This is a genomic window from Pseudomonas sp. E1MeOHC2 (assembly GCF_058745025.1).
This window is the reverse complement of record NZ_CP196675.1, coordinates 3,722,876-3,746,778: the sequence shown is the minus strand read 5'-3', so window position 1 is coordinate 3,746,778 and position 23,903 is coordinate 3,722,876. Positions and strand designations below refer to the sequence as shown.

The window sequence follows — 23,903 nt, the reverse complement described above, 5'->3', positions numbered from 1 at the left end:
GGCATAATCCTTATGCCAATTATATTACCAAGTACGGGAGTCTGTGCAGCTCAGGCTGATTTCACTGCGTATTGCGTTCCAAGCGCAACGCTTCTGGGGTATCCGGCAACCGCTCGACCACCCGCAACCGCTCTGGGGCCTGGCTGTCGCGCCAGGCTTTGAAACGCGCCAGCTCATCGGCGACAGTCTTCAGTACCCAGCCAAGCACGGCGATGTCGTCAAGAAAACCCACGCCCAGCAACCAGTCGGGGATGGCATCGATAGGGCTGACGAAGTACAACAGGCCGGCAACGATGGTCACCAACGCCTTGGGGCTGATGGCGCGGTATTCGCCACGCCACCAGGCCAGGCACAGCGACTGCAGCAGCTTTACATCCTCGCGCAGCTGGCCGATCCGCGGGCCTTTGCGGGCCACGGCGAACAGCAGGGCCGGCAACCGTCCGCGGCTGAGCAGGCGCTCGGCCAGCGGCAGGAAACGGGCGAAATTCCAGGGTGCGCTCATGGAGCCTCCGAGAGGGAGGGTTATCCACATTTATTGTGGATAACCTTGTGAACAGGGCGAAGTTTCTGACGTCAGGTGCCCACGAAGCAAGGGCCCCGGTCAGATCGGGCGTTTTTTACACAGTCGTTTCAGTTCCGCAAACGATTTGCGTCAGAAGCATCCTACTTCATCACGCTGCTATTGCTCGGACAGTACCAGCCGACAGAGGTTCTTCCAAGCATCTGGCGCCAAAACGAAAACGCCCCGTCAAGACGGGGCGTTTTACGCAAACCAGCCAATATTACTTGGCAGGTTCTTCTGCTGGCGCTTCAGCTGGAGCTTCTGCTGGCGCTTGCGCCGGTGCTTCGGCTTCCGGCTCTGCACCTTGCAGTTGTGCCGGGTCCTTGATGGCGATCAGCTCAAGGTCGAACACCAATACCGAGTTGGCCGGAATCAGCGGGCTCGGGCTCTGGGCGCCGTAGGCCAGTTCGGCCGGGATGAACAGCTTGTATTTCTCGCCGACGTGCATCAGCTGCAGGCCTTCAACCCAACCTGGGATGACGCCGCTGACGGGCAGGTCGATCGGGCTGCCGCGCTCGACGGAACTGTCGAACACCTTGCCATCGGTCAACTTGCCTTCGTAATGAACGGTGACGACGTCAGTCGGCTTAGGCTGCGGGCCGTCGGCCTTCTTGATCACTTCGTACTGCAGGCCCGAGGCGGTAGTGACCACGCCTGGCTTCTTGGCATTGTCTTCAAGGAACTTCTTGCCGGCGGAGGCGGCTTCTTCGCTGGCCTTGGCCAGACGCTCTTCGGCGCGCTTCTGCAGCGAGGTGAAGGCTTCTACCAGCTCTTCGTCCTTGATGCGTTGCTCTTTCTTGCTGACGGCGTCTTCGATGCCGAGGGCGACCGCTTTCGAATCAAGGTCTTCCATGCCTTCCTGAGCCAGGCTCTTGCCCATGTTCAGGCCGATACCGTAGGAGGCTTTCTGTGCCGGAGTCTTCAGCTCGGGGCTGCTGGCCTGTTGGTCGCAGCCAGCCAATACCAGGCCTACCAGGGCAACCGCAGCCGCCAAACGATGCTGTTTCATGCTATTTCCTTGTTCATGCGCCATAAGGGCAATCAGGGTAAAGCCGCGAGCTTAGCAGGCGGCCATGACCAATGGCTACCGGCATAGGAGCGGGTTTTGCTAAGGAAGTTCAGTAGTTAAACGATGATTCATCTGACGCATTACAGCCACTGGCCAGTATTGACCCTTTGGGCCGAATTCGCCTGGGTTTAAGGGCTGTTTATTTCACAGTGTTCTGAAGCGTCAGGGGTATTGGCCTTCCCGGTACTGCCCCGCCACCTCGCGCAGCACCTCGCACACCCACTGCCCCGGCAGGCTCTGCGCCAACGCCGCATTGCGGCAGATGCCCACCGAGCCGCCCGGCTCGCGCACGCCCAGGTCGAGCTCGACCAGCTCACCGCGACCAAGGTCGATCAGCACGGCGTCACGCGGTGCCACCCACACCGCATCACTGCCCAGCAGGTAGCGGCGGCTCAAGGCCAGCGACAAGGTCTCCAGCCGCTGCGCAGGCATCTGGATACCACATTGGACGAACAGGCTATCAGCGTGCTGGCGAATGGTGGTGCCAGGGGGTGGCAAGACCAGCGGATAACGCCCTACCTGCGCCCGCTCCACGGGGTGACTCGCCAGCAGCGGGTGCCCCGGCCGCACGACCAGGCTCATCGACTCGCTGTACAAGTGCTCGAACGACAGCCCCTGAATCTGCGGGCTGTCGGTCATGCGCCCAACCACCAGTTCCAGCTCACCCAGGCGCAACTGCCCGAGCAACTGCGCACTGGCGCCGGTCACCACGCTGATCAGCAACGCCTCATGGCGTTGATGCAGGCGGCACAGCACCTCGGGCATCAACAAGCCCTCGACCGTGGATAGCACGCCGATGCGCACCTGAGACGGCGCACGTGCCTCGCCGCGCAGGCTGCTCACGCCATCGCGCAGGGCCTGTACGCTGGGCCCGGCGTAGCGCATGAAGCGGGTGCCGGCCGGGGTCAGCTCGACGCCCTGCCGGCTGCGCTCGAACAGGCGTGTTTCAAGCAGCGCTTCGAGTTCCTTGAGGGTCTTGGAAATCGCGGGCTGGCTGATCGCAAGGATGTCTGCAGCCCTGGCCAGACTGCCCTGCCGGGCAATCTCCAGGAAACACAGCAGGTGGCGGTACTTGATGCGGGTGTCGAGGTTCATGGCCCCAAGCTTACCGCATCGCAGGCCCCATGCAGCGCGCTACCGCTCAGGCCACCGCCAACTCTATCGCGTCGCCATTCATCCGCACCGGCCACACCCGCAGCCGTTGCCCCGCATCCTCCAGGCAATGCCCGCTGTGCAAGCTGAAATGCTGCTTGTAGAGCGGCGCCGCCACCACCAACTGCCCTTGCACACTCCCCACCAACCCGCGGCCGATGATGTTGGCGCCAGAGCGCGGGTCACGGTTGTCCAGCGCATACAACGCCTGCTCCTGCCCTGGCAGATAAAACAGCGCCACCTGGACACCCGCGTGCCAGACCACCACGCCGGAATCAGCAACCAGGTCATGGGCCTGGCAGACCGTTTGCCAGTTGGGTTGGTGCGCTACAGCGGTATTGGACAGGTTCATCAGACAGCCTCCTCGACAGTGGGGATCAGGTGCAAGGGTGCAGCAGGGCGACGTTGTTCGCGCTCGCGGACGAAGTGCACGTCCGGGTCGGCGCGGTGGTCGTTGACGAAGGTGCGGAAGCGCTTGAGCTTCTCCGGGTCGTTGAGGGCATTGGCCCATTCGCATTCATAGTGATCGACCACATGCTGCATCTGCGCCTCAAGCTCAGTGGCCAGGCCCAGGCTGTCGTCGAGGATGACCTGCTTGAGGTAATCCAGCCCGCCCTCCAGGCCTTCGCGCCACACCGAGGTGCGTTGCAGCTTGTCGGCAGTGCGGATGTAGAACATCAGCACGCGGTCGATCAGGCGGACCAAGGTCTCGTCGTCCAGGTCGGTGGCGAACAGCTCGGCGTGGCGCGGGCGCATGCCGCCGTTGCCGCACACATACAGGTTCCAGCCCTTGTCGGTGGCGATCACGCCGATGTCCTTGCTCTGCGCTTCGGCGCATTCGCGGGTGCAGCCAGAGACCGCGAACTTGAGCTTGTGCGGGCTGCGCAGGCCCTTGTAGCGGTCTTCCAGGCGCAAGGCCATGGCGACGCTGTCTTGCACGCCATAGCGGCACCAAGTGCTGCCCACGCACGACTTCACCGTGCGCGTCGACTTGCCGTAGGCATGGCCCGTCTCGAAGCCGGCCTCGATCAACTCACCCCAGATCAGCGGCAATTCGTGCAGTTGGGCGCCGAACAGGTCAATGCGTTGGCCGCCGGTGATCTTGGTGTAGAGGTCGTATTTTTTCGCCACCTGGCCGATGACGATGAGCTTGTCCGGGGTAATTTCGCCACCGGGGATGCGCGGCACCACCGAATACGTGCCGTTCTTCTGCATGTTGGCCATGAAGGTGTCGTTGGTATCCTGCAGCGGCACCAGCGCCGGGTCCATGATCGGCTGGTTCCAGCACGAGGCGAGGATATTGCCCACTGCCGGCTTGCAGATATCGCAACCGACGTGGCCTTTGCCATGGCGAACCAGCAGATCATGGAAAGTGCGGATCCCCCCGACCCGCACCAAGCCGTACAGCTCCTGGCGGGTGTAGGCGAAGTGCTCGCACAGGCTCTTGTCGACCGTCACGCCGCGTGCAGTGAGTTCGTGCTCGAACACCTGCTTAAGCAGGGCCGCGCAGCCGCCACAGCCACTGGCGGCCTTGGTGCAGCCCTTGACTGCAGCGAGGTCGCTGCAGCCACTGTCGATGGCAGCGCACACCGCGCCCTTGCTGACGTTGTGGCACGAGCAGATGGTCGCGCTGTCGGGCAGGGCATCGGCGCCCAGGGCGGGTGCGCCGCCCGTCTGCGGCAAAATCAGTGCGGCCGGGTCGGCAGGCAGGGCGATACCGTTCTGCGCGTATTGCAGCAGGGTGTCGTAGTAGCTGTTGTCACCGACCAGTACCGCGCCCAGCACATGCTTGCCGCTGGCATCCACCACCAGCCGGCGGTAAGCCGCGTTGGCTTCGTCGATGAAGCGATAGCTGCGCGAGCCCGGCGTGGCGCCATGGGCATCGCCGATCGAGCCGACATCCACGCCCAGCAGCTTGAGCTTGGTCGACATGTCGGCGCCGGTGAACGCGACCGCCGCGTCCCCTACCAGCAACGCCGCGAGGTTGCGCGCCATGCTGTAGCCCGGCGCAACCAGGCCGAACACGCTGCCGTTCCACGAAGCGCATTCACCGATGGCGAAGATGCGCGCGTCGCTGGTGCGGCAGTGATTGTCGATCACCACCCCACCGCGTGCGGCAATTTCCAGGCCGCAGGCACGCCCCAGGGCATCCTGCGGGCGAATACCGGCGGAGAACACGATCAGGTCGGTTTCCAGGTGCTCGCCGCCGTCGAAGTTCATGCGGTAGCGATAGCCCTCGCCGGCACTGATCGACTGAGTAGCACGGGACAGGTGCACACCCACACCCAGCGCCTCGATCTGGGCCTTGAGTGCCGTCCCGCCTTCGCTGTCCAGCTGCACCGGCATCAAGCGTGGGGCGAACTCCACCACATGGGCTTCCAGGCCTAGCGACTTGAGTGCATTGGCCGCTTCAAGGCCCAACAAGCCCCCGCCAACCACCACGCCTCGGCGGGCATCGTGGGCGGCGGCGCGGATCGCGTCGAGGTCGTCAAGGGTGCGGTAGACCAGGCGGGCATTGCCGCTGGAGCCTTCGATCGGGGGCACGAACGGGTAGGAACCAGTGGCCAGAATCAACTGATCGTAGCCATAGCGGCCTGCGGCGGTGACCACTTCGCGGCGCGTGCGGTCGATCTCCTGCACGGCTTCGCCCAAGTGCAGGTGCACACCTTGGCTTGTGTAGAAGCCCTGCTCGCACATGGCCAGGGTTTCGGCGCAGCTGCCGCCAAAGTACTCGGACAGGTGCACACGGTCGTAGGCCCGCTGGCGCTCTTCGCCGAACACCCGCACCTCGAAGTGCTGCAAGGCGCCACGCTCGATCAGTTGTTCGACGCAGTGGTGGCCGACCATGCCGTTGCCGACAATGACCAGTTTCTCTCGTTGTCCGCCGTTCGCTGTTGCCTTCATAGCCGATCCTCGATCAAAAAAAAACGCCTGGAGCCGAAGCTCCAGGCGCCTTTGCCTGTACTCATCAGGGTGTGCCCCTGGTTGATCGCCGTTGATCAGTGGGGCGTGTTTGTGAATCTGGTAAAGCAGGGAATGTGCCAAATGCTGCAGCGCCTGTTAGGCCCTCTTCGCGGGTAAGCCCGCCCCCACAGGATCCCCACTGCTTTCAGGATCAGTAGAGATCCTGTGGGAGCGGGCTTGCCCGCGAAGAGGCCGGCACAAGCAACACACACCGCACAGCCAAGGTGCACACCTCACCATCCCGGTGCACTCAATACACATCGCGCCGATAGCGCTTGGCCTTGCTCAGCGCCGCCACATAAGCATCCGCCGCCGCCGCGCTCATACCGCCATGCTCGGCGACGATCGCGCGCAAGGCACTGTCCACATCCTTGGCCATGCGCTGAGCATCGCCGCACACATAAAAGAACGCCCCCGCTTCCAGCCACCGCCAAAGGTCAGCGCCCTGCTCGTGCATGCGCTGCTGCACATAGATTTTCTCGGTCTGGTCTCGGGAGAAAGCAGTCTCCAGGCGCACGTGGCCGGTCGCCTGCCAGGCCTGCAACTGCTGCTGGTAATAGAAGTCGCTGGCAGCATACTGCTCACCGAAGAACAGCCAGTTCTGCCCGCTGGCCCCACGCGCTTCGCGCTCTTCCAGAAACGCCCGAAACGGCGCGATGCCAGTGCCCGGACCGACCATGATCAGCGCTACGTTGTCGTCTTCAGGCAGGCGAAAGTGCTTCGATGCCTGCGGGAAGATCGCCACCTTGATGCCTTGCGCGCGGTCGGCGAGGAAGGTCGAGCAGGTACCTTTGCGCTGCCCGTAACGCACCGTGGAGACGGTCAGATGAACCTGGCCGGGGTGCGCCAACGGGCTGGAGCTGATCGAGTACAGGCGCGGTTGCAAGGGTTTGAGCAGGTCGAGCCAAGTGGCCAAGGGCAGGTCCTGCGGGAACTCGCGCAGGACGTCGGCCAACTGCCGCCCCCACAACCAGCCTTGCAGTTCGGCCTTGTGCTCAGGCTCAAGCAACCGGCGCAGGCCCTCGGCACGCTGGCTGAACACCTGCAACTGTGCAGGGGTGACTTGGGCGATTTCCAGGTGCGCTTCCAAGGCAACGGCCAGCGGAAGCGCAGGCTGGCCCTTGATGTGAACCAAGGCCTGGCCATCGAGGCGCATCAACGCCAACAACTCTTCGACCAGTGCCGGGCAGTTGCGCGGCCATACGCCCAAGGCGTCGCCCGCCTGGTAGGTAAACGTGCTACCAGACAGATCGAATACCAATTGGCGGGTCTCCTTGCTGGCACCTGGGGCGTTGAGCACGCGGTTTTCCAGCAAGGTGGCCGACCAGGGTTGCTGCCTGCTGTAGGCCTCCACGGGCAAGGGCGCACTGCTTGCCTGGGGCGCGGCGGCGCTACCCAACTGCGATGACAAGGCGTCGAGCCAAGTGGCGAACGCTTCATCGAAGTCCGGCTCGCAATCCACCCGTTGCAGCAGCCTGCGCCCACCCAGTTCGGCCAGGCGCTGATCGAGCTTGCGGCCAAACCCGCAAAACTGGTCGTAACTGGAGTCGCCCAAAGCCAACACGGCATAGGGCACGTCGGCACAGTGAGCGCCCTCCTCGCCTTGCAGCGCTTGCCAGAACGCCGTCGCACTGTCGGGCGCATCGCCATCGCCGAAGGTGCTGGCGATCAGCACAACACTGGCGGCGCCGTGCAAGTGCTGCGGGCTGACCGCTTCCATGCAACTGAGCTGCACGGCAAGGCCGGCGCCACGCAGGCGCTCGGCACAGCGCTCGGCCAGTGCCTCGCCGTTACCGGTTTGCGAGGCCCACAGCACCTGGTGCTGCGGCGCCGCCAGCGTCAGGCTGGGCACTACCGAAGGCTGCGCGAACACGCCAGCCAACAGCCCATCGACAAACAGCCGCCGGCTTGCGGCCAGCGGCGCACTGGCCGGCAGGCTGGGTACACCCTCAGCGCGGCCCTGGTCCAGGCCGAGCAAAAAACCCTGCAGGTAAAGACGCTCTTCCTCGGCCAGAACCGGGGCCGGCAAGGTGTCCAGGCCAAGCAGACGGGACAGGGTGGCGGTCGGCATGCGGGCAGGCTCCGGGTTGGCAGTGGCGGCGCTCAGGTCAAGGGCGTCGATACGTTCGCCGGCAACCCGCTCAAGGGCCACGGCGCAGTGTTTGAAGGCGGGCTGCAGCGACAGTGGGTCGACCGCATCGCAGGTCACGGCATTGATGGCCAACTGCTCGCCGATCACATCGTTCCAGTGAAAGGGGGCAAAGCAGTTACCCGGCATGACCCGATCAGTGATGCGTGCGGGTAACAGCGCCTGCCCACGCCGCGAGCGGATGGCCACCTGGTCCTTGTCGCGGATACCCAGGCGCGCGGCATCGTCAGGGTGAAGTTCGACAAAAGGGCCAGGTTCGAGCTTGTTCAGCGCAGGCACCTTGCCAGTCTTGGTCAAGGTGTGCCATTGGTGCTGCACGCGGCCGGTGTTGAGCACTATCGGGTAGTCAGCATCGGGCAGCTCTGACGCGGGCAGCCAGGGCCGGGCGAAAAACCGCGCCTTGCCACTGGCCGTAGGGAATGCCAGCGCCGGGCGGTTGCCCTCGGCGTCCTTCAGCAGCTGTTGGCTGCTGCCGTCGTTCTGATAACGCAGCGGGCTGCGCGGCGCTTCATGGCCTGGCGCGCAGGGCCACTGGCGCGGTTGCGCGCGCAGTTCGGGGTAGCCGATGCCGCGCAGGTCGTAGCCGGTAGCGGGGTTATGGAAGCGCCGAATCTCTTCGTACACCGTTTCGGCATCGGGGTAGTCGAAGGCGTCGGCATAGCCCATGGCACAAGCGACCCGGGCGATGATCTGCCAGTCCGGTAGGCTCTGGCCTGGAGGCTCCACGGCGCGGGGCATCAAGGTCAGGTTGCGCTCGCTGTTGATCATCACCCCCTCGCCTTCGGCCCAGAGCGCTGCCGGCAGAATGATGTCGGCGTAACGATTGGTTTCGGTGTCGAGAAACGCGTCCTGGGTGATCACCAGTTCAGCCTGGCGCAGGCCGTCGATCACCTGCTGGCGGTTGGCGACACTGGCCACTGGGTTGCTGCAGATGATCCAACAGGCCTTCACCTCACCGGCCTTCATCTGCTCGAACAGCGCCACGGTGCCCTCGCCACCTTCGCTTCGCAGGCTGCCAGGGGCCAGGTTCCACTGGTTCTCGACAAAAGCGCGGTCGGCCTCCACCAGCGCCGAGCGCTGGCCCGGCAGGCCCGACCCCATGTAGCCCATCTCGCGGCCACCCATGGCGTTGGGTTGGCCTGTCAGGGAGAACGGGCCGCTGCCAGGGCGGCAAATGGCGCCGGTGGCCAGGTGCAGGTTGCAGATGGCGTTGCTGTGCCAAGTGCCATGAATGCTCTGGTTAAGGCCCATGGTCCAGCAGCTCATCCAGTCCCTGGCGCCGCCGAGCCATTGGGCGGCGGTGCGGATGTCGGCTTCGCTCAGGCCGGTGATGGCAGCGACGCGCTCGGGGCAGTAGTCCTCTAGAAAAGGCGGCAGATCTTCCCAGCCCTCGGTATGCCGGGCGATGAAGTCAGCGTTGGTCTGGCCGTTCTGGTGCAGCAGGTACAGCAGGCCATTGAGCAAGGCCATGTCGGTGCCTGGGCGCACCTGCAGGAACAAGTCGGCCTTGTCAGCGGTGGCCGTGCGCCGTGGATCGACGACGATCAGCCTGGCCCCGGCCTTGAGCCGGTCCAGCAGGCGTAGGAACAGGATCGGATGACAGTCGGCCATGTTCGCGCCGATCACCAGAAACACGTCGGCACGCTCGAAATCCTGATAGCTACCGGGCGGGCCATCGGCGCCCAACGACAGCTTGTAGCCGCTACCGGCACTGGCCATGCACAGCCGCGAGTTGGACTCGATATGACGAGTGCGGATAAAGCCCTTGGCCAGTTTGTTGGCCAGGTACTGGGCCTCCAGCGACATCTGCCCGGACACATACAACGCCACGGCATCGGCGCCGTGCTGCTCGATGATGCCGCGCAGGCGCTCGGCGGCCTGGCTGATGGCCTGGTCCAGGCCCGTGCGCGCCGGTTGCTGGCTGCGCTGCTGGCGCAGGTAGGCATCCTCCATGCGCCCGGCGGCGGTCAGCGGTACGTGCGCGGTGAGGCCCTTGGTGCACAGGCGGCCGAAGTTGCTGGGGTGCTGCTTGTCGCCGCTGATCTTGACGACCTTGCCATCGGCAACGCTCATGACAATGCCGCAGCCGACACCGCAATACGGGCAGACACTGCGTATTTCGCTGCTGCTCATGGGCCGGTCTCCTGTTTGGAAACGCAAAAGGCGCCGGCTGCTCCGGCTTGCATGGCAAGCAGGGCAACACGGCGCCTTTGTCGTGAGAATGTGCGGGCAATCGGCATTGATTGCCCTTGATAGGAGCAGGTCAGCAATTACCGGGCCAGCTGTGCAGGCCGCTTCGTGAGAAAGCCCTGGTACAGGTTCAAGCGCTTGCAGGGCCGGTTTGCCGCACCATGCGGTGGCACCGCAAAGGCCCATGGCGCTATGCTGGGGCACATTTCAGCCAGAGTTACTGCCCTCCCCCCATGTCCCAGGTGATCCTCAAAACCCCCGCCCAACTCGACCTGATGCGCAACGCCGGCCAATTACTGGCCCAAGTGTTTGCCGAGCTCGACCGTTTCATACGCCCTGGCGTGACCACGATGCAGATCAACGACCTTGCCGAGGCGTTCATCGTCGACAGCCTGAAGGCACGCCCGGCGAGCAAAGGCCAATACGGCTTCCCTTACGCGCTCAATACTTCCGTGGACCATGTGGTCTGCCACGGCATGCCGAAGGCTGATGAAGTGCTGAAGGAAGGGTCGATCATCAATGTCGATATCACCCTGGAACAGGGCGGCTACATCGCCGACTCGTCGAAAATGTACTGCCTTGGCGCGATCAGCGATGAGGCCCGGCGGCTGGTCGACACCACCTATGATGCGCTATGGAAAGGCATCGAGCAGGTGCGCCCCGGCGCGACGCTTGGCGATATTGGCCATGCCATCCAGGCCCATGTCGAAGCAGCGGGCTACAGCGTCGTGCGTGAGTACTGCGGCCATGGCATTGGCCAGCAGATGCATGAGGGGCCGGAAGTGCTGCACTACGGCCAGCGTGGCATGGGCATGAAGCTCACGCCTGGCATGGTGTTTACCATCGAGCCGATGATCAACCAGGGCGGGCGTGGAACACGGACATTGAAAGACGGGTGGACGGTGATTACCCGCGATCATGCGCTGTCAGCGCAGTGGGAACATACCGTGGCGGTGACGGAGGACGGGGTTGAGGTGCTGACGTTGCGGGAGGAAGAACGCCAGCGTTGAGGCGCCATCGAACATGTGGGAGCAACTGTCTTCTTGTGGAAGCTGGCCTTGCCGGCGATGGGGCGCGTAGCGCCCCAGGCCCGGCTGTGCCGGGCATCGCCAGCAAGGCTTGCTCCTACGAATGAGCTATTTGCTCCTTCCAGGGCGTTCCGGTCTTGAGCATCGCATTTAGCCTCACTATCAATACTCGCATACACGCCACCACCGATACTTTCGCGCACTTCCCTTGGGCTCGCAGTGCTTTGTAGCGCTCGCAGAAGTCCTTGTTGTGCCGTATCACCACCCAGCAGGCCATATAGAGCGCCCGCCTGACTTGTGAGCGCCCCCCCCAGATTGAACGCTTGCCCGACTGCTTGCCGCTGTCCTGGTTGAACGGCGCAACACCGACCAAGGCGGCAATTTCCTTCTTATCCACCTGGCCCAGCTCTGGCAGCAAGGCCATCAGCTTTCCGGCAGTAATCAGACCAATTCCTTTGACTTGAGTGAGCTGTTTAACCCGGTCATCAGGCAAAGCTGCTGCCTGCTGTGCGATCTCTTGTTCCAGCGCTCGAATTTCACCCTTCAGATAGGCGATGTGTTGTTCCAACCGCAAACAAACACTGGGAGCCCGCGCCTGCTTCAGGCGCCGCTTGTCATCGTCGCGCTGTTGGACGAAGCGATCCCGCTGCATAAGCAGTTCGCGCAGCAAGGCCCGCTCGGGTGTCATCACCTGGCAAGGCCGTGGGGGCATAACTTCAGCCAGGTGAGCCAAAACAGCTGCGTCAATGGGATCGGTCTTGGCGCGTTTACCCATCGACTTGGCAAAGTCCCGGGCACGACTGGGATTGATCCGGCAAACCGGAAAATCGGCATCCTGCAGCGCTTTGAGGACATTGCACTCGTAGCCACCGGTAGCTTCGAGCAAGACCATTGAAACTGCATACCCGCCAAGCTTTTCGACGAGCAGTTGGAATCCCTTCAAGTCATTGGAAACACTGAAGTTCACCCCCTCAGGGCGGATGTGAACAGCAAGTGTGGCACTGGAAACATCGATGCCGACAGAGGAAGACATGGCCAAACCCTCTTAAACTCAAGGAGTGAGAGCGCTTTGGCTTGGCCCACGCTTGTGATTCGAGATTACGCCCCTCATCCAACTGTTCGGGCTCTCGCCAAAGTGGAACGGTGAATGGCAGCTTTTGCTCCCACACGTGCTCTGGGCACCTCGGGCTATCAGCTTGCCATTCACCGCTCTCACTTCAGATTCTATTCCCTCTCCAAGACACAAGCGGGCTTGCCCGCGAATACTGGCAAAGCCGGTGCCATGCACCGCGTGGCAATATTCGCGGGGCAAGCCCGCTCCCACATAGGCCGTGCTGTACCACAAAACTTTTCAGCATGCAGAAACAAAAAAAGCGACCCTAAGGTCGCTTTTTCTGTAACTTCCGGGTGTTCAGTGGGCCCTGGAAGTTGAATATGGCGCAGCGGACGGGACTCGAACCCGCGACCCCCGGCGTGACAGGCCGGTATTCTAACCGACTGAACTACCGCTGCGCTATACATCGAGTGGTGGGTGATGACGGGATCGAACCGCCGACCCTCTGCTTGTAAGGCAGATGCTCTCCCGGCTGAGCTAATCACCCTTTCGTCTCGGTGTGGCGCGCATTCTACGGATGAGCCCCTACCCTGGCAAGCACTTTTTTCGACTTTTTTAAAAAAATTTTCGAAGGCTTTCAAAGACCTAGCAACCCAGGGCTTTTCTTCCTTTATAGAGAGGTACTGGCCCTCTGACAGGGTTGGACGGGAACCACCGCTCGGAGAATAATGCCCGCCTTATGCATTAAGGAGAGATTGCCCCTCATGTGGTTCAAGAACCTGCTGACCTACCGCCTGACCCAGGATGTTTCATTCGAAGCCGACGCACTGGAAACTGCCCTGGCCAGCAAGCCGGCCCGTCCGTGCGCCAGCCAGGAGCTGACCACCTATGGCTTCGTCGCGCCGTTCGGCAAAGGCGAAGACGCTCCCCTGGTGCACGTCAGCGGTGAATTCCTGCTGATCGCCGCACGCAAGGAAGAACGTATCCTCCCGAGCAGTGTGGTCAATGACGCCGTCAAGGAGAAGGTCGAAGAGATCGAGACCGAGCAGATGCGCAAGGTCTATAAAAAGGAACGCGATCAGATCAAGGATGAAATCATCCAGGCCTTCCTGCCGCGCGCGTTCATTCGTCGTTCGATGATCTTCGCCGCCATCGCGCCGCGCCTGGGCGTGATCCTGGTCAACTCGGCCAGCGCCAAGCGCGCCGAAGACCTGCTGTCGACCCTGCGTGAAGTCATGGGCTCGCTGCCGGTGCGCCCCGCTACCGTGAAGATCGCGCCGGTTGCCACCATGACCGACTGGGTCAAGTCGCAGCAAGCGGCCGAAGGCTTCTATGTACTGGACGAGTGCGAGCTGCGCGACACCGCCGAAGACGGTGGCATCGTGCGCTGCAAGCGCCAGGACCTGACCAGCGAGGAAATCCAGCTGCACCTGAGCACCGGCAAGGTGGTCACTCAGTTGGCCCTGGCCTGGCAAGACAAACTGTCGTTCGTGCTGGACGACAAGATGGTGATCAAGCGCCTGAAGTTCGAGGAGCTGCTGCAGGAGCAGGCTGAACAGGATGGTGGCGATGAAGCCCAGCAGCAGTTCGATGCGAGCTTCCTGCTGATGATGATGACCTTTACCGAGTTCCTCCCCGTGCTGTTCGAGGCCTTGGGTGGGGAGGAGATTCCGCAAGGGGTCTAACCTTTATGATTTGCCGGTGCTGGCCTGACAGTTAATCGTTGACCAGTACCGGCCCTTTCGCGGGCAAGCCCGCTCCCACCGGTGTTTGCTCAGCCTGTGGGAGCGGGCTTGCCTGCGAATGGCCCTTCAAAAATCGCCTCTATATATAAGTACAAGGACTTCCCCATGCGCGCCCTCGCCGCCCTCAGCCGCTTCGTCGGCAACACCTTTGCCCTCTGGGTGCTGGTGTTCGCCGTGCTGGCCTTCCTGCAACCGCAGTGGTTTATCGCCCTGAAAGTGGCCATCGTGCCGTTGCTTGGGCTGGTGATGTTCGGCATGGGCCTGACCCTCAAGCTCGACGACTTCGCCGCCCTCGCCCGCCAACCCTGGCGGGTGATGCTGGGGGTGGTAGCACACTTCGTGATCATGCCGGGCATGGCCTGGTTGCTGTGCCAATTGTTCCACTTGCCCGCCGAGATCGCCGTAGGGGTGATTCTGGTCGGTTGCTGCCCAAGCGGTACGGCTTCGAACGTGATGGTCTGGCTGTCCAAGGGCGACCTGGCGCTGGCGGTGGCGATTGCCGCAGTCACCACCCTGCTCGCCCCGCTGCTGACTCCGGCACTGATCTGGTTCCTGGCCTCGGCCTGGCTGCCGGTCTCGTTCATGGACATGTTCTGGTCGATTCTGCAGCTGGTCATGCTGCCGATCGTGCTCGGCGTGCTGGCCCAGCGCCTGCTTGGCGCGCGGGTGCAGGCGGCCGTGCAGGTATTGCCGCTGGTGTCGGTAGTGAGCATCGTCATGATCGTCTGCGCGGTGGTGGCGGCCAGCCAGGCGAAGATCGCCGAATCGGGGCTGCTGATCATGGCGGTGGTGATGCTGCACAACAGCTTCGGCTATTTGCTGGGGTACCTGACCGGCAAGCTCTGCAAGTTGCCCCTGGCCCAGCGCAAGTCGCTGGCGCTGGAGGTGGGTATGCAGAACTCAGGGCTAGGGGCGGCATTGGCAGCGGCGCACTTCTCGCCATTGGCAGCGGTGCCAAGTGCGCTGTTCAGCGTTTGGCACAATATTTCCGGGGCGTTGCTGTCGACCTGGTTCCGGCGAATGGAAGAGTCTTCGTCAGCTGTTGAGAATGGCGAGCCTGCCAGGGATTGATGTTGCCTGACCCGGCCTCTTCGCGGGCAAGCCCGCTCCCACAAGTACTCCACACTCCTGAAAGCCGTGGAGTACCTGGGGAGCGGGCTTGCCCCGCGAAGAGGCCAGCACAGACTTGCCCAGCAATCAGAAAATGTGCACCCTAGTGCCCACTGTGAGGACGGCCTCACGACGCACCGCGTGACCATTCCGGGGACGGCCCCATCATTGGCAACAATGGAGGCACCTATGTCCTGGATCATCCTGTTCTTCGCCGGCCTGTTCGAGGTCGGCTGGGCCGTCGGCCTGAAATACACCGATGGCTTCACCCGCCCACTGCCCACCGTACTCACCGTCGGCGCCATGGTCATCAGCCTTGGCCTGCTGGGCCTGGCCATGAAGGAGCTGCCGTTAGGCACCGCTTATGCCATCTGGACCGGTGTCGGCGCCGTGGGCACGGTAATCGCCGGGATTATCCTGTTTGGCGAATCCATGGCCCTGGTGCGACTGGTCAGTGTGGCGCTGATCGTCTGCGGCCTGATCGGCCTGAAAGTCAGCGCCAGCTGACACGCCCTCTTTAACGCAAGTCGCCGCGCAAGCGGCTCACCTGCTCACGCAACGCATCCGGCTGCGCCGCCTCCACCGGGATGGCGGTGCCAGCCACGATGGTCACCCGCGACCACAAGCGCTTGAAAAAACCCTTGGCCGGATCCCGGCTGAAGAAACTGCCCCACAGCCCCTGCAACGCCAAGGGAATCACCGGCACCGGGGTTTCGCTGAGAATGCGGTTCACCCCACCTTTGAACACATCGATCTCGCCATCAGCGGTCAACTTGCCCTCCGGGAAGATACACACCAGCTCACCCGCCGCCAGGTACTCGGCGATACGGGCGAACGCCCGCTCGTACGTGGCCTCGTCCTCACCACGCCCAGCAATCGGGATGGCGCCTGCGGTGCGGAACACGAAGTTGAGTACCGGCAGGTTGTAGATCTTGTAGTACATGACGAAACGGATCGGCCGACGGATCGCACCGCCGAGCAACAGGGCATCGACGAACGAGACATGGTTACACACCAGCAGCGCCGCGCCTTCGTCCGGGATGCGCTCAAGGTCGCGGTGCTTTACGCGGTACATCGAGTGGCTGAGCAGCCAGATCAGGAAGCGCATGGTGAACTCAGGCACGATCCTGAAGATGTAGGCGTTGACCGCGATGTTGAGCAACGACACCACCAAGAACAGCTGCGGGATGGTCAGTTCGGCCAGCCCCAGTAGAACGATGGTGAGGATCGCCGAAACCACCATGAACAAGGCATTGAGGATGTTGTTGGCGGCGATCACCCGGGCCCGCTGATCCTCGGCCGTGCGCGCCTGGATCAAGGCATACAGCGGCACGATGTAGAACCCGCCAAACACCCCGAGCCCGACGATTGACATCAGAATCCACCAGGCCTGGCTCATGCCCAGCAACGCCAGCCAGTCATGCGGCACGGGCGCCGCTGGCACGTCGCCGGAGTGCCACCACCAAAGCAGGCCGAACAGGGTCAGGCCAAACGAGCCGAACGGCACCAGGCCGATCTCCACCTTGCGCCCGCTCAGCCGCTCGCACAGTAGCGAGCCGAGGGCGATGCCTACCGAGAACAGGGTCAGCACCAGGGTCACCACGGTGCCGTCGCCGTGCAGCCAGTCCTTGGCGTACGCCGGGATCTGGGTCAGGTAGATGGCGCCGACGAACCAGAACCACGAGTTGCCGACGATCGAGCGCGACACCGCAGGCGTCTGCCCCAGGCCCATGCGCAGGATCGCCCAGGATTGCTTGAAGATGTTCCAGTCCAGTTGCATCTGCGGCGCTACGGCTGCGGCGCGTGGGATCCAGCGGCTGGCCAGGTAGCCCAGAACTGCGGTGCCCACCACGCCTCCCGCCACCACCGTGGCATAGCTGGCCGACGACATCATCACCCCGGCGCCGATAGTGCCAGCCAGGATAGCCAGGAAGGTGCCCATCTCGACCAGCCCGTTACCGCCCACCAGTTCTTCTTCACGCAGGGCCTGGGGCAGGATCGAGTACTTAACCGGCCCGAACAGCGCCGAATGGGTACCCATGCCGAACAGTGCCACCAGCATCAACGCCAAGTGGTTGGTCATAAAGCCCAAGGCCCCAATGGCCATGATGCCGATCTCGGCCAGCTTGATCGCCCGGATCAGTGCGTCCTTGGCGAACTTCTCGCCAAACTGCCCACCCAGCGCCGAAAACAGAAAGAACGGCAAGATGAACAGCAATGCGCAAAGGTTGACCCAGATCGAACGGTCACCATCGCCCAGGCTCAGCTTGAACAGGATCGCCAGGATCAGCGACTGCTTGAACAGGTTGTCGTTGAATGCACCCAGCGATTGGGTGATGAAGAACGGCAAGAAGCGCCGCTTGCCGAGCAAGGTGAATTGCGAGGGATGACTCATCGTCCTTGTACCTGAGGGGCATTTTTCATTGGAGGCGCGCCAGAAGCGACAAGCCACAAATCTGCATGGGAAAACCTGCTGCTGGCAAGCCCGCCACATCGATTAAAGCGAGGCTGCGCAGCAGCCCCTTGCTGGCTTATGCTGGAAACCGGCAAACCACAACAACAAGGACGTGGCAATGCTCGCCGCCCTCAAGCGCTACCCACCGGCCGTACGCCTGCTGCTCACCACCACCTTCACCCTGACCCTGGCGCGCGCCCTTACCCTGCCCTACCTGGTGGTGTACCTGGCGGACAACTTTCAGCTCCCGATGAGCCAGATCGGCCTGGTGATCGGCGGCGCCCTGATCATCGCCTCGCTGCTGAGCCTGTACGGCGGCCACCTGGTGGACACCGTGCGCAATCACACGCTGGTGATCGCCAGCACCCTGGTGTTTGCCCTGGCCTTCATCGGCGCCATCGCCAGCCACTCGGCAGCGCTGTTCTTTCTGTGCCTGGTACTGATCAACCTGGCCCTGGCGGTGGTCGACATCGCGGCCAAGGCCGGTTTTTGCGCACTGTTGCCGGTAGAGGAACGGGCGGAAGTATTTGCCATCAAGTACACCTTGAGCAACGTTGGCTATGCCGCCGGCCCACTGCTGGGCGTGGCCCTGCTGGAGCTGAACGACCACCTGCCGTTCATTGCCTCTGCATTGATTGGCCTGGGGATGGGCCTGGCCTACCAGCACCTCGGCGACCGGGGCCTGCTGGCCGGTGCGCCGGCGCAATCAGGTGCGGGTTTTGGGCAGGTGGCCTTGGGCCTGGCGCGTGACCGGCGGCTGGTGTGCTTCACCCTGGGCGGGGTGCTGAGCGCCGTAGTGTTCGGCCAATTCACTGCTTATTTGTCGCAGTACCTGGTGGTGACCACCAGCCCGAGCGAGGCCGCGCGCCTGGTCGGCTACCTGGTGACCACCAACGCCATCACGGTGATTGCCCTGCAGTACCTGATCGGCCGGCGTATCAGCCGCCAGCGCCTGATGCCCTGGCTGCTGGCCGGTATGGGCCTGTTCATTGCCGGGCTGCTGGGCTTTTCCTGGGCAGACACGGTGCCGATGTGGTGCCTGGCGATGCTGGTGTTCACCCTGGGGGAAATCATCGTGATACCCGCCGAGTACATGTTCATCGACCTGATCGCCCCGGAGCACCTGCGCGGGGTGTATTACGGCGCGCAGAACCTGTCGAACCTGGGCGCGGCACTGGGGCCGGTGATGGTGGGGTTTGTGCTGGGGCAATGGTGGCCGGGGGCGATCTTCTACCTGCTGGTGTTGTCGGTGATACTGGCGGGGGTGTTTTATTGGCGGGGTACCCGCAGGTACTGATGATGCCTGCGACGACTCGCCACTGCGACCATCGTCTGCGCTGACGAACGCCCGCCTGCGTGCCAGACTGATTGATCGGGACCGCGTTACCTTTTTTGCTCCGGAGTTTGCATGTCGTTGTCCAGTGGGCTGATCGCCGTGGTCGCCCTGGCCTATATGGCCATCATGTTCGCCATCGCCTTCTACGGCGACCGCCGCAGCACACCGTTGCCGCCGAAGCTGCGTGCCTGGGTGTACAGCCTGTCGCTGGCCGTCTACTGCACCAGCTGGACGTTCTTTGGCGCCGTCGGCCAGGCGGCCGAACAACTCTGGGCGTTCCTGCCGATCTACCTGGGCCCGGTGCTGCTGCTGATTTTCGCACCCTGGGTGCTGCAGAAGATGGTGCTGATCAGCAAGCAGCAGAACATCACCTCGATCGCCGACTTCATTGCCGCGCGCTATGGCAAATCGCAGACCCTGGCGGTGGTAGTGGCACTGATCTGCCTGGTCGGCGTGCTGCCTTATATTGCCTTGCAGCTCAAAGGCATCGTGCTGGGCGTCAACCTGCTGATCGGTGCCAATGCCGATGCCACGGGCACCCGCGTACAGGACACCGCACTCGTGGTGTCGCTGGTGCTGGCCTTGTTCGCCATCGTGTTCGGCACGCGCAGCCTTGACGTGACCGAGCACCACCGCGGCATGGTTCTGGCAATTGCCTTTGAGTCGCTGATCAAGCTGTTGGCATTCCTTGCCGTGGGCATCTTCGTGGTGTTCAACCTGTACGACGGCTTCGACGACCTGTTCAGCCAGGCGCGTCAGTCGATTCAACTGGAAAGCTACTGGAAAGAGACCATCAACTGGCCATCGATGGTGGTGCAGACGGCAGTGGCCATGATGGCGATCATCTGCCTGCCACGGCAGTTCCATGTCACCGTGGTGGAGAATATCGAGCCACAGGACATGCGCCTGGCCCGCTGGGTGTTCCCGATGTACCTGGCGCTGGCCGCGCTGTTCGTGGTGCCGATCGCCCTGGCCGGGCAGATGCTGTTGCCGGGCACGGTGATGTCCGATTCGTTCGTCATCAGCCTGCCCCTGGCCGAGGCCCACCCGAGCCTGGCCCTGTTGGCCTTCATCGGCGGTGCCTCGGCCGCCACCGGCATGGTCATCGTCGAAGCCGTGGCGCTGTCGACCATGGTCTCCAACGACATGCTGCTGCCCTGGCTACTGCGCCGCAACAATGCCGAGCGGCCGTTTGAGGCGTTCCGCCATTGGATGCTCTCGGTACGCCGGGTGACCATCGTGGTGATCCTGCTGCTGGCGTACGTCAGCTACCGCCTGCTCGGTTCAACGGCGAGCCTGGCGACCATCGGCCAGATCGCCTTCGCCGCCGTGACCCAGCTCACCCCGGCCATGCTTGGCGCGCTGTACTGGAAGCAGGCCAACCGGCGCGGCGTGTTCGCCGGCCTCGCCGCCGGCATCTTTCTGTGGTTCTACACCCTGGTACTGCCGATTGCCGCCCACAGCGTGGGCTGGTCGCTTGAGCTGTTCCCAGGCCTTGCGTGGCTGCATGGCAACCCGCTGAACCTGCCGATCAGCCCGCTGACCCAAGGCGTGGTGCTGTCACTGGCGGGTAACTTCACCTTGTTCGCCTGGGTGTCGGTGTTGTCGCGCACGCGGGTGTCGGAACACTGGCAGGCTGGCCGTTTCATCGGCCAGCAGACCAGCGCCCGCCCCAGCAGCAAACCGCTGCTGGCGGTACAGATCGACGACCTGCTGACCCTGGCCTCGCGCTTCGTCGGCGAAGAGCGTGCCCGGCAGAGCTTCATCCGCTTCGCCTACCGCCAGGGCAAAGGCTTCAACCCCAACCAGAACGCCGACGGCGACTGGATCGAGCACACCGAACGCCTGCTCGCCGGCGTGCTCGGCACCTCGTCGACTCGCGCTGTGGTCAAGGCCGCCATCGAAGGCCGCGACATGCAGCTTGAGGACGTGGTGCGCATCGCCGACGAAGCCAGCGAGGTGCTGCAGTTCAACCGTGCACTGCTGCAAGGCGCTATCGAGAACATCAACCAGGGCATCAGCGTGGTCGACCAGAACCTGCACCTGGTCGCCTGGAACCGCCGTTACCTGGAACTGTTCAACTACCCCGACGGGCTGATCAGCGTTGGCCGGCCAATTGCCGACATCATCCGCTACAACGCCGAGCGCGGCCTGTGCGGCCCTGGCGAGGCGCAGGTGCACGTGGCCCGGCGCCTGCACTGGATGCGCCAGGGGCGCGCGCACTCTTCCGAGCGGCTGTTCCCCAACGGCCGGGTCATCGAGCTGATCGGCAACCCGATGCCCGGCGGCGGCTTCGTCATGAGTTTCACCGACATCACCCCGTTCCGCGAAGCCGAACAGGCGCTGCGCGATGCCAACGAAGGCCTGGAGCAGCGGGTGGCGGAACGTACCCACGAGTTGTCCCAGCTCAACCAGGCACTGTCAGAAGCCAAGAGCCAGGCCGAGGCGGTGAGCAAGTCCAAGACCCGCTTCCTTGCCGCGGTCAGCCACGACCTGATGCAACCGCTGAACGCCGCGCGGCTGTTCTCCGCCGCCCTGTCGCAACAGGCCGAGGGCATGAACGAGGAGGCCCAGCAACTGGTGCAGCACATGGACAGCTCGCTGCGCTCGGCCGAAGAACTGATCAGCGACCTGCTGGACATCTCGCGCCTGGAGAACAACAAGATCACCCCGGACGCCAAGCCGTTCGCCCTCAATGAGCTGTTCGACACCCTGGGCGCCGAATTCAAAGTGCTGGCCGCCGAAAAAGGGCTGGAATTCCGCCTGCGCGGCAGCCGCCTGCGGGTCGAAAGCGACATGAAACTGCTGCGCCGGGTGCTGCAGAACTTCCTGACCAACGCCCTGCGCTATGGCAAAAGCCCGATTCTGCTCGGCGCCCGCCGCCAGGGTGAACGCCTGTGGCTGGAAGTGTGGGATCGCGGCCCGGGCATCGCCGACAACAAGCTGCAGGAGATTTTCCAGGAATTCAAACGCCTGGACAGCCACCAGACCCGCGCCGAGAAAGGCCTGGGCCTGGGCCTGGCGATCGCCGATGGCCTGTGCCGGGTACTTGGCCATAGCCTCGAAGTGCGCTCGTGGCCCGGCAAGGGCACGGTGTTCCGGGTCAGCGTCCCGATTGCCCGACAGGCGGCACCTGCACCAAGCGCGCCAGTGGAGCAGACGGGCCAGCCGCTGGCCGGGCTGAACGTGCTGTGCATCGACAACGAAGACAGCATCCTGATCGGCATGAACAGCCTGCTCAGCCGCTGGGGCTGCCAGGTCTGGACCGCACGCAACCGCGCCGAATGCGAGGCCTTGCTGGCCAAGGGCATGCGCCCGCACCTGGCACTGGTGGACTACCACCTGGACGACGGCGAGACCGGTACCGAACTGATGGGCTGGCTACGCACCCGGCTGGGTGAGCCGGTGCCTGGGGTTGTGATCAGCGCCGACGGCAGCAAAGAAACCATCGCCCTGGTGCATGCCGCAGGCCTGGACTACCTGGCCAAACCGGTCAAGCCGGCAGCCTTGCGCGCCCTGCTCAATCGGCATCTGAGCCTGGCTCAGTAACCGCTTCGTCCGGCAGGGCCTCATCGGACAGGGCCCGCTCCAGCAGGTCTGCCGGCAGGCTCTTGCTGGCACGGGCGCCAAGCAACTTGAGCTGCTCGCTGCGGCTGACCAGGTTGCCACGCCCTTCGCACAGCTTGTTGCGCGCTGCGGCGTAGGCCTTGTCCACCTGCTGCAAGCGGTTGCCCAGCTCGTCCAGGTCCTGGATGAACAGCACAAACTTGTCGTACAGCCAGCCGGCGCGCTCGGCAATCTCGCGGGCGTTCTGGCCTTGGCGCTCCTGCTTCCACAGGCTGTCAATCACCCGCAGGGTAGCCAGCAGCGTGGTCGGGCTGACAATCACGATGTGCCGGTCGAAGGCTTCCTGGAACAGGTTGGGCTCAGCCTGCAGGGCGGCCGAGAATGCCGCCTCGATGGGTACGAAAAGCAGCACGAAGTCGAGGCTGTGCAGGCCTTCCAGGCGGTTGTAATCCTTGCTCGAAAGGCCTTTGACGTGGCTGCGCAATGACTGCACGTGCTGCTTGAGCGCCGCCTCGTCATTGCTGCCGACAAACTGCTGGTAAGCCGTGAGGCTGACCTTGGCGTCAACCACCACCTGCTTGTCGCCGGGCAACATGATCAGCACATCAGGCTGGAAGCGCTCGCCATCGGCGCTCTTGAGGCTGACCTGGGTCTGGTATTCGCGGCCCTTCTCAAGGCCCGCGTGCTCCAGTACCCGCTCAAGGATCATCTCACCCCAGTTGCCCTGGGTTTTCTGGCCCTTCAGGGCCTGGGTGAGGTTGGTGGCTTCATCGGACAGGCGCTGGTTGAGCTGCTGCAAACGCTCCAGCTCCTTGCCGAGGGAGAAACGCTCGCGCGCTTCCTGCTGGTAGCTTTCTTCTACACGCTTTTCAAAGGCCTGAATGCGATCCTTGAGCGGGTCGAGCAACTGGCCCAGGTGCTGCTGGCTGGTCTGGGCAAAGCGCTGCTCGCGCTCGTCGAAGATCTTCGTGGCCAAGTCGGAGAACTGGGCACGCAGAGTATCGCGGGCCTCTTGCAGGTCTTCGAGGCGCTGCTGGTGGTTCTCCTGCTGCTCGCGCAGTTCCGCCTCCAGGCGTGCAGCTTGGGCTTCCAGGCGGCGCAGCTCGGCTTCACGGTTGGCGCGTTCGAGGCTCCAGGCATGGGCGGCATCGCGGGCATTGTCACGGTCGATCTGCAGCAACTCCAGCTCACGGCCCTGGGCCGCAAGCTGGGCTTGCTTGACGGTGTTGGCTTCATTGAGGTCGCTGACTTCGTCGCGGCTGGCGTCCAGCTGCGCCTGCAACCCGGCCTGGGACAACTGGGCAGCGTTGAGGCGCTCTTCGAGCAGGGCCTGTTCACCCTGGCGGGCGCCCTGACGACGCTGCACCTGCATGACCCACACCAGGCAGGGCAACGCACCCGCCACCAAGCCCAGCAGAATGCTGGCCAGATCCACTGCCATGGTTACCCCGATCAAACCGTGATGAATGCTGCGCAGCTTATCAGTCTGGGATCAGGGTTTGCGCCTTTTCACACGCCACGA

The 23,903-nt window shown here is 63.3% G+C and carries 15 protein-coding genes and 2 tRNA genes; 6 read left to right on the top strand and 11 right to left on the bottom strand.

Going from position 1 to position 23,903, the window contains the following annotated elements; all coding sequences use genetic code 11:
- Positions 1–61: 61 nt before the first annotated feature.
- From ACSSU5_RS16965 to ACSSU5_RS16940, 6 genes are all read right to left on the bottom strand, one after another.
- A complete protein-coding gene (locus ACSSU5_RS16965; RefSeq protein WP_027595901.1) occupies positions 62–502 on the bottom strand; it encodes a YkvA family protein in 441 nt (146 codons plus the stop codon).
- Between the two features lie 280 nt (positions 503–782).
- Positions 783–1,571 carry a BamJ family beta-barrel-assembly machinery protein gene (gene bamJ / locus ACSSU5_RS16960; RefSeq protein WP_264309899.1) on the bottom strand — a complete coding sequence of 263 codons (789 nt, stop codon included), beginning with the start codon at positions 1,569–1,571 and terminating at the stop codon, positions 783–785.
- Positions 1,572–1,793: 222 nt separating this feature from the next.
- A complete protein-coding gene (gene pcaQ, locus ACSSU5_RS16955) occupies positions 1,794–2,726 on the bottom strand; it encodes a pca operon transcription factor PcaQ (RefSeq protein WP_492559328.1) in 933 nt (310 codons plus the stop codon).
- Between the two features lie 46 nt (positions 2,727–2,772).
- On the bottom strand, positions 2,773–3,135 hold the full coding sequence (nirD, locus tag ACSSU5_RS16950; RefSeq protein WP_492559327.1) for a nitrite reductase small subunit NirD: 363 nt from the start codon (positions 3,133–3,135) through the stop codon (positions 2,773–2,775).
- Complete coding sequence (gene nirB, locus ACSSU5_RS16945; protein WP_492559326.1) at positions 3,135–5,687, bottom strand: nitrite reductase large subunit NirB; 2,553 nt, start codon at positions 5,685–5,687, stop codon at positions 3,135–3,137. The genes nirD and nirB overlap by 1 nt, the downstream gene beginning before the upstream one ends.
- 310 nt (positions 5,688–5,997) lie before the next feature.
- The gene (locus ACSSU5_RS16940) at positions 5,998–10,029 is read right to left on the bottom strand and encodes a bifunctional nitrate reductase/sulfite reductase flavoprotein subunit alpha (protein WP_492559325.1); all 4,032 of its coding nucleotides are present in this window, start codon (positions 10,027–10,029) and stop codon (positions 5,998–6,000) included.
- A 290-nt stretch (positions 10,030–10,319) separates the two neighbouring features.
- On the opposite strand from ACSSU5_RS16940, the gene map reads away from it, so the two are divergent.
- Positions 10,320–11,096: a type I methionyl aminopeptidase gene (gene map, locus ACSSU5_RS16935; RefSeq protein ID WP_492559324.1), complete on the top strand. Its 777-nt coding sequence runs from the start codon at positions 10,320–10,322 to the stop codon at positions 11,094–11,096.
- A gap of 115 nt (positions 11,097–11,211) precedes the next feature.
- On the opposite strand, the gene ACSSU5_RS16930 is transcribed toward map, so the two are convergent.
- The 3 genes from ACSSU5_RS16930 to ACSSU5_RS16920 all read right to left on the bottom strand — a co-directional run bounded on the left by ACSSU5_RS16930 (position 11,212) and on the right by ACSSU5_RS16920 (position 12,715).
- Positions 11,212–12,147, bottom strand: a complete 936-nt coding sequence (locus tag ACSSU5_RS16930) for an IS110 family transposase (protein ID WP_264309399.1) — start codon at positions 12,145–12,147, stop codon at positions 11,212–11,214.
- 402 nt (positions 12,148–12,549) lie between these two features.
- A tRNA-Asp gene (locus ACSSU5_RS16925) sits at positions 12,550–12,626 on the bottom strand.
- Positions 12,627–12,639: 13 nt separating this feature from the next.
- A tRNA-Val gene (locus ACSSU5_RS16920) sits at positions 12,640–12,715 on the bottom strand.
- Positions 12,716–12,932: 217 nt separating this feature from the next.
- On the opposite strand from ACSSU5_RS16920, the gene rdgC reads away from it, so the two are divergent.
- The 3 genes from rdgC (at position 12,933) to sugE (ending at position 15,530) form a co-directional block, all read left to right on the top strand.
- Positions 12,933–13,853 carry a recombination-associated protein RdgC gene (gene rdgC / locus ACSSU5_RS16915; RefSeq protein ID WP_264309905.1) on the top strand — a complete coding sequence of 307 codons (921 nt, stop codon included), beginning with the start codon at positions 12,933–12,935 and terminating at the stop codon, positions 13,851–13,853.
- A 165-nt stretch (positions 13,854–14,018) separates the two neighbouring features.
- On the top strand, positions 14,019–14,984 hold the full coding sequence (locus ACSSU5_RS16910) for a bile acid:sodium symporter family protein (protein ID WP_264309906.1): 966 nt from the start codon (positions 14,019–14,021) through the stop codon (positions 14,982–14,984).
- A gap of 228 nt (positions 14,985–15,212) precedes the next feature.
- Positions 15,213–15,530, top strand: a complete 318-nt coding sequence (gene sugE / locus ACSSU5_RS16905) for a quaternary ammonium compound efflux SMR transporter SugE (protein ID WP_054900524.1) — start codon at positions 15,213–15,215, stop codon at positions 15,528–15,530.
- A 10-nt stretch (positions 15,531–15,540) separates the two neighbouring features.
- Here the strand turns inward: sugE and ACSSU5_RS16900 are convergent, their stop codons facing one another.
- Complete coding sequence (locus ACSSU5_RS16900) at positions 15,541–17,418, bottom strand: MFS transporter (protein WP_492559323.1); 1,878 nt, start codon at positions 17,416–17,418, stop codon at positions 15,541–15,543.
- Between the two features lie 178 nt (positions 17,419–17,596).
- On the opposite strand from ACSSU5_RS16900, the gene ACSSU5_RS16895 reads away from it, so the two are divergent.
- Positions 17,597–18,775: an MFS transporter gene (locus ACSSU5_RS16895; RefSeq protein WP_492559322.1), complete on the top strand. Its 1,179-nt coding sequence runs from the start codon at positions 17,597–17,599 to the stop codon at positions 18,773–18,775.
- Between the two features lie 111 nt (positions 18,776–18,886).
- Positions 18,887–22,363 (top strand): hybrid sensor histidine kinase/response regulator, encoded by a 3,477-nt coding sequence (locus ACSSU5_RS16890; RefSeq protein WP_492559321.1) that lies wholly within the window; start codon positions 18,887–18,889, stop codon positions 22,361–22,363.
- Here ACSSU5_RS16890 and ACSSU5_RS16885 read toward each other — a convergent pair.
- Positions 22,335–23,708, bottom strand: coding sequence for a DNA recombination protein RmuC (locus tag ACSSU5_RS16885; RefSeq protein WP_492561328.1), 1,374 nt, complete (start codon positions 23,706–23,708; stop codon positions 22,335–22,337). The genes ACSSU5_RS16890 and ACSSU5_RS16885 overlap by 29 nt on opposite strands.
- Positions 23,709–23,903 lie beyond the last annotated feature (195 nt).

What these genes read in the sequence shown, in the direction of transcription:
- pcaQ (WP_492559328.1), bottom strand. Translation starts at nt 2,726, where the DNA reads ATGAACCTCGACACCCGCATCAAGTACCGCCACCTGCTGTGTTTCCTG.
- nirB (WP_492559326.1), bottom strand. Translation starts at nt 5,687, where the DNA reads ATGAAGGCAACAGCGAACGGCGGACAACGAGAGAAACTGGTCATTGTC.
- bamJ (WP_264309899.1), bottom strand. Translation starts at nt 1,571, where the DNA reads ATGAAACAGCATCGTTTGGCGGCTGCGGTTGCCCTGGTAGGCCTGGTA.
- nirD (WP_492559327.1), bottom strand. Translation starts at nt 3,135, where the DNA reads ATGAACCTGTCCAATACCGCTGTAGCGCACCAACCCAACTGGCAAACG.
- ACSSU5_RS16940 (WP_492559325.1), bottom strand. Translation starts at nt 10,029, where the DNA reads ATGAGCAGCAGCGAAATACGCAGTGTCTGCCCGTATTGCGGTGTCGGC.
- ACSSU5_RS16930 (WP_264309399.1), bottom strand. Translation starts at nt 12,147, where the DNA reads ATGTCTTCCTCTGTCGGCATCGATGTTTCCAGTGCCACACTTGCTGTT.
- ACSSU5_RS16910 (WP_264309906.1), top strand. Translation starts at nt 14,019, where the DNA reads ATGCGCGCCCTCGCCGCCCTCAGCCGCTTCGTCGGCAACACCTTTGCC.
- ACSSU5_RS16900 (WP_492559323.1), bottom strand. Translation starts at nt 17,418, where the DNA reads ATGAGTCATCCCTCGCAATTCACCTTGCTCGGCAAGCGGCGCTTCTTG.
- ACSSU5_RS16965 (WP_027595901.1), bottom strand. Translation starts at nt 502, where the DNA reads ATGAGCGCACCCTGGAATTTCGCCCGTTTCCTGCCGCTGGCCGAGCGC.
- map (WP_492559324.1), top strand. Translation starts at nt 10,320, where the DNA reads ATGTCCCAGGTGATCCTCAAAACCCCCGCCCAACTCGACCTGATGCGC.
- ACSSU5_RS16895 (WP_492559322.1), top strand. Translation starts at nt 17,597, where the DNA reads ATGCTCGCCGCCCTCAAGCGCTACCCACCGGCCGTACGCCTGCTGCTC.
- rdgC (WP_264309905.1), top strand. Translation starts at nt 12,933, where the DNA reads ATGTGGTTCAAGAACCTGCTGACCTACCGCCTGACCCAGGATGTTTCA.
- ACSSU5_RS16890 (WP_492559321.1), top strand. Translation starts at nt 18,887, where the DNA reads ATGTCGTTGTCCAGTGGGCTGATCGCCGTGGTCGCCCTGGCCTATATG.
- sugE (WP_054900524.1), top strand. Translation starts at nt 15,213, where the DNA reads ATGTCCTGGATCATCCTGTTCTTCGCCGGCCTGTTCGAGGTCGGCTGG.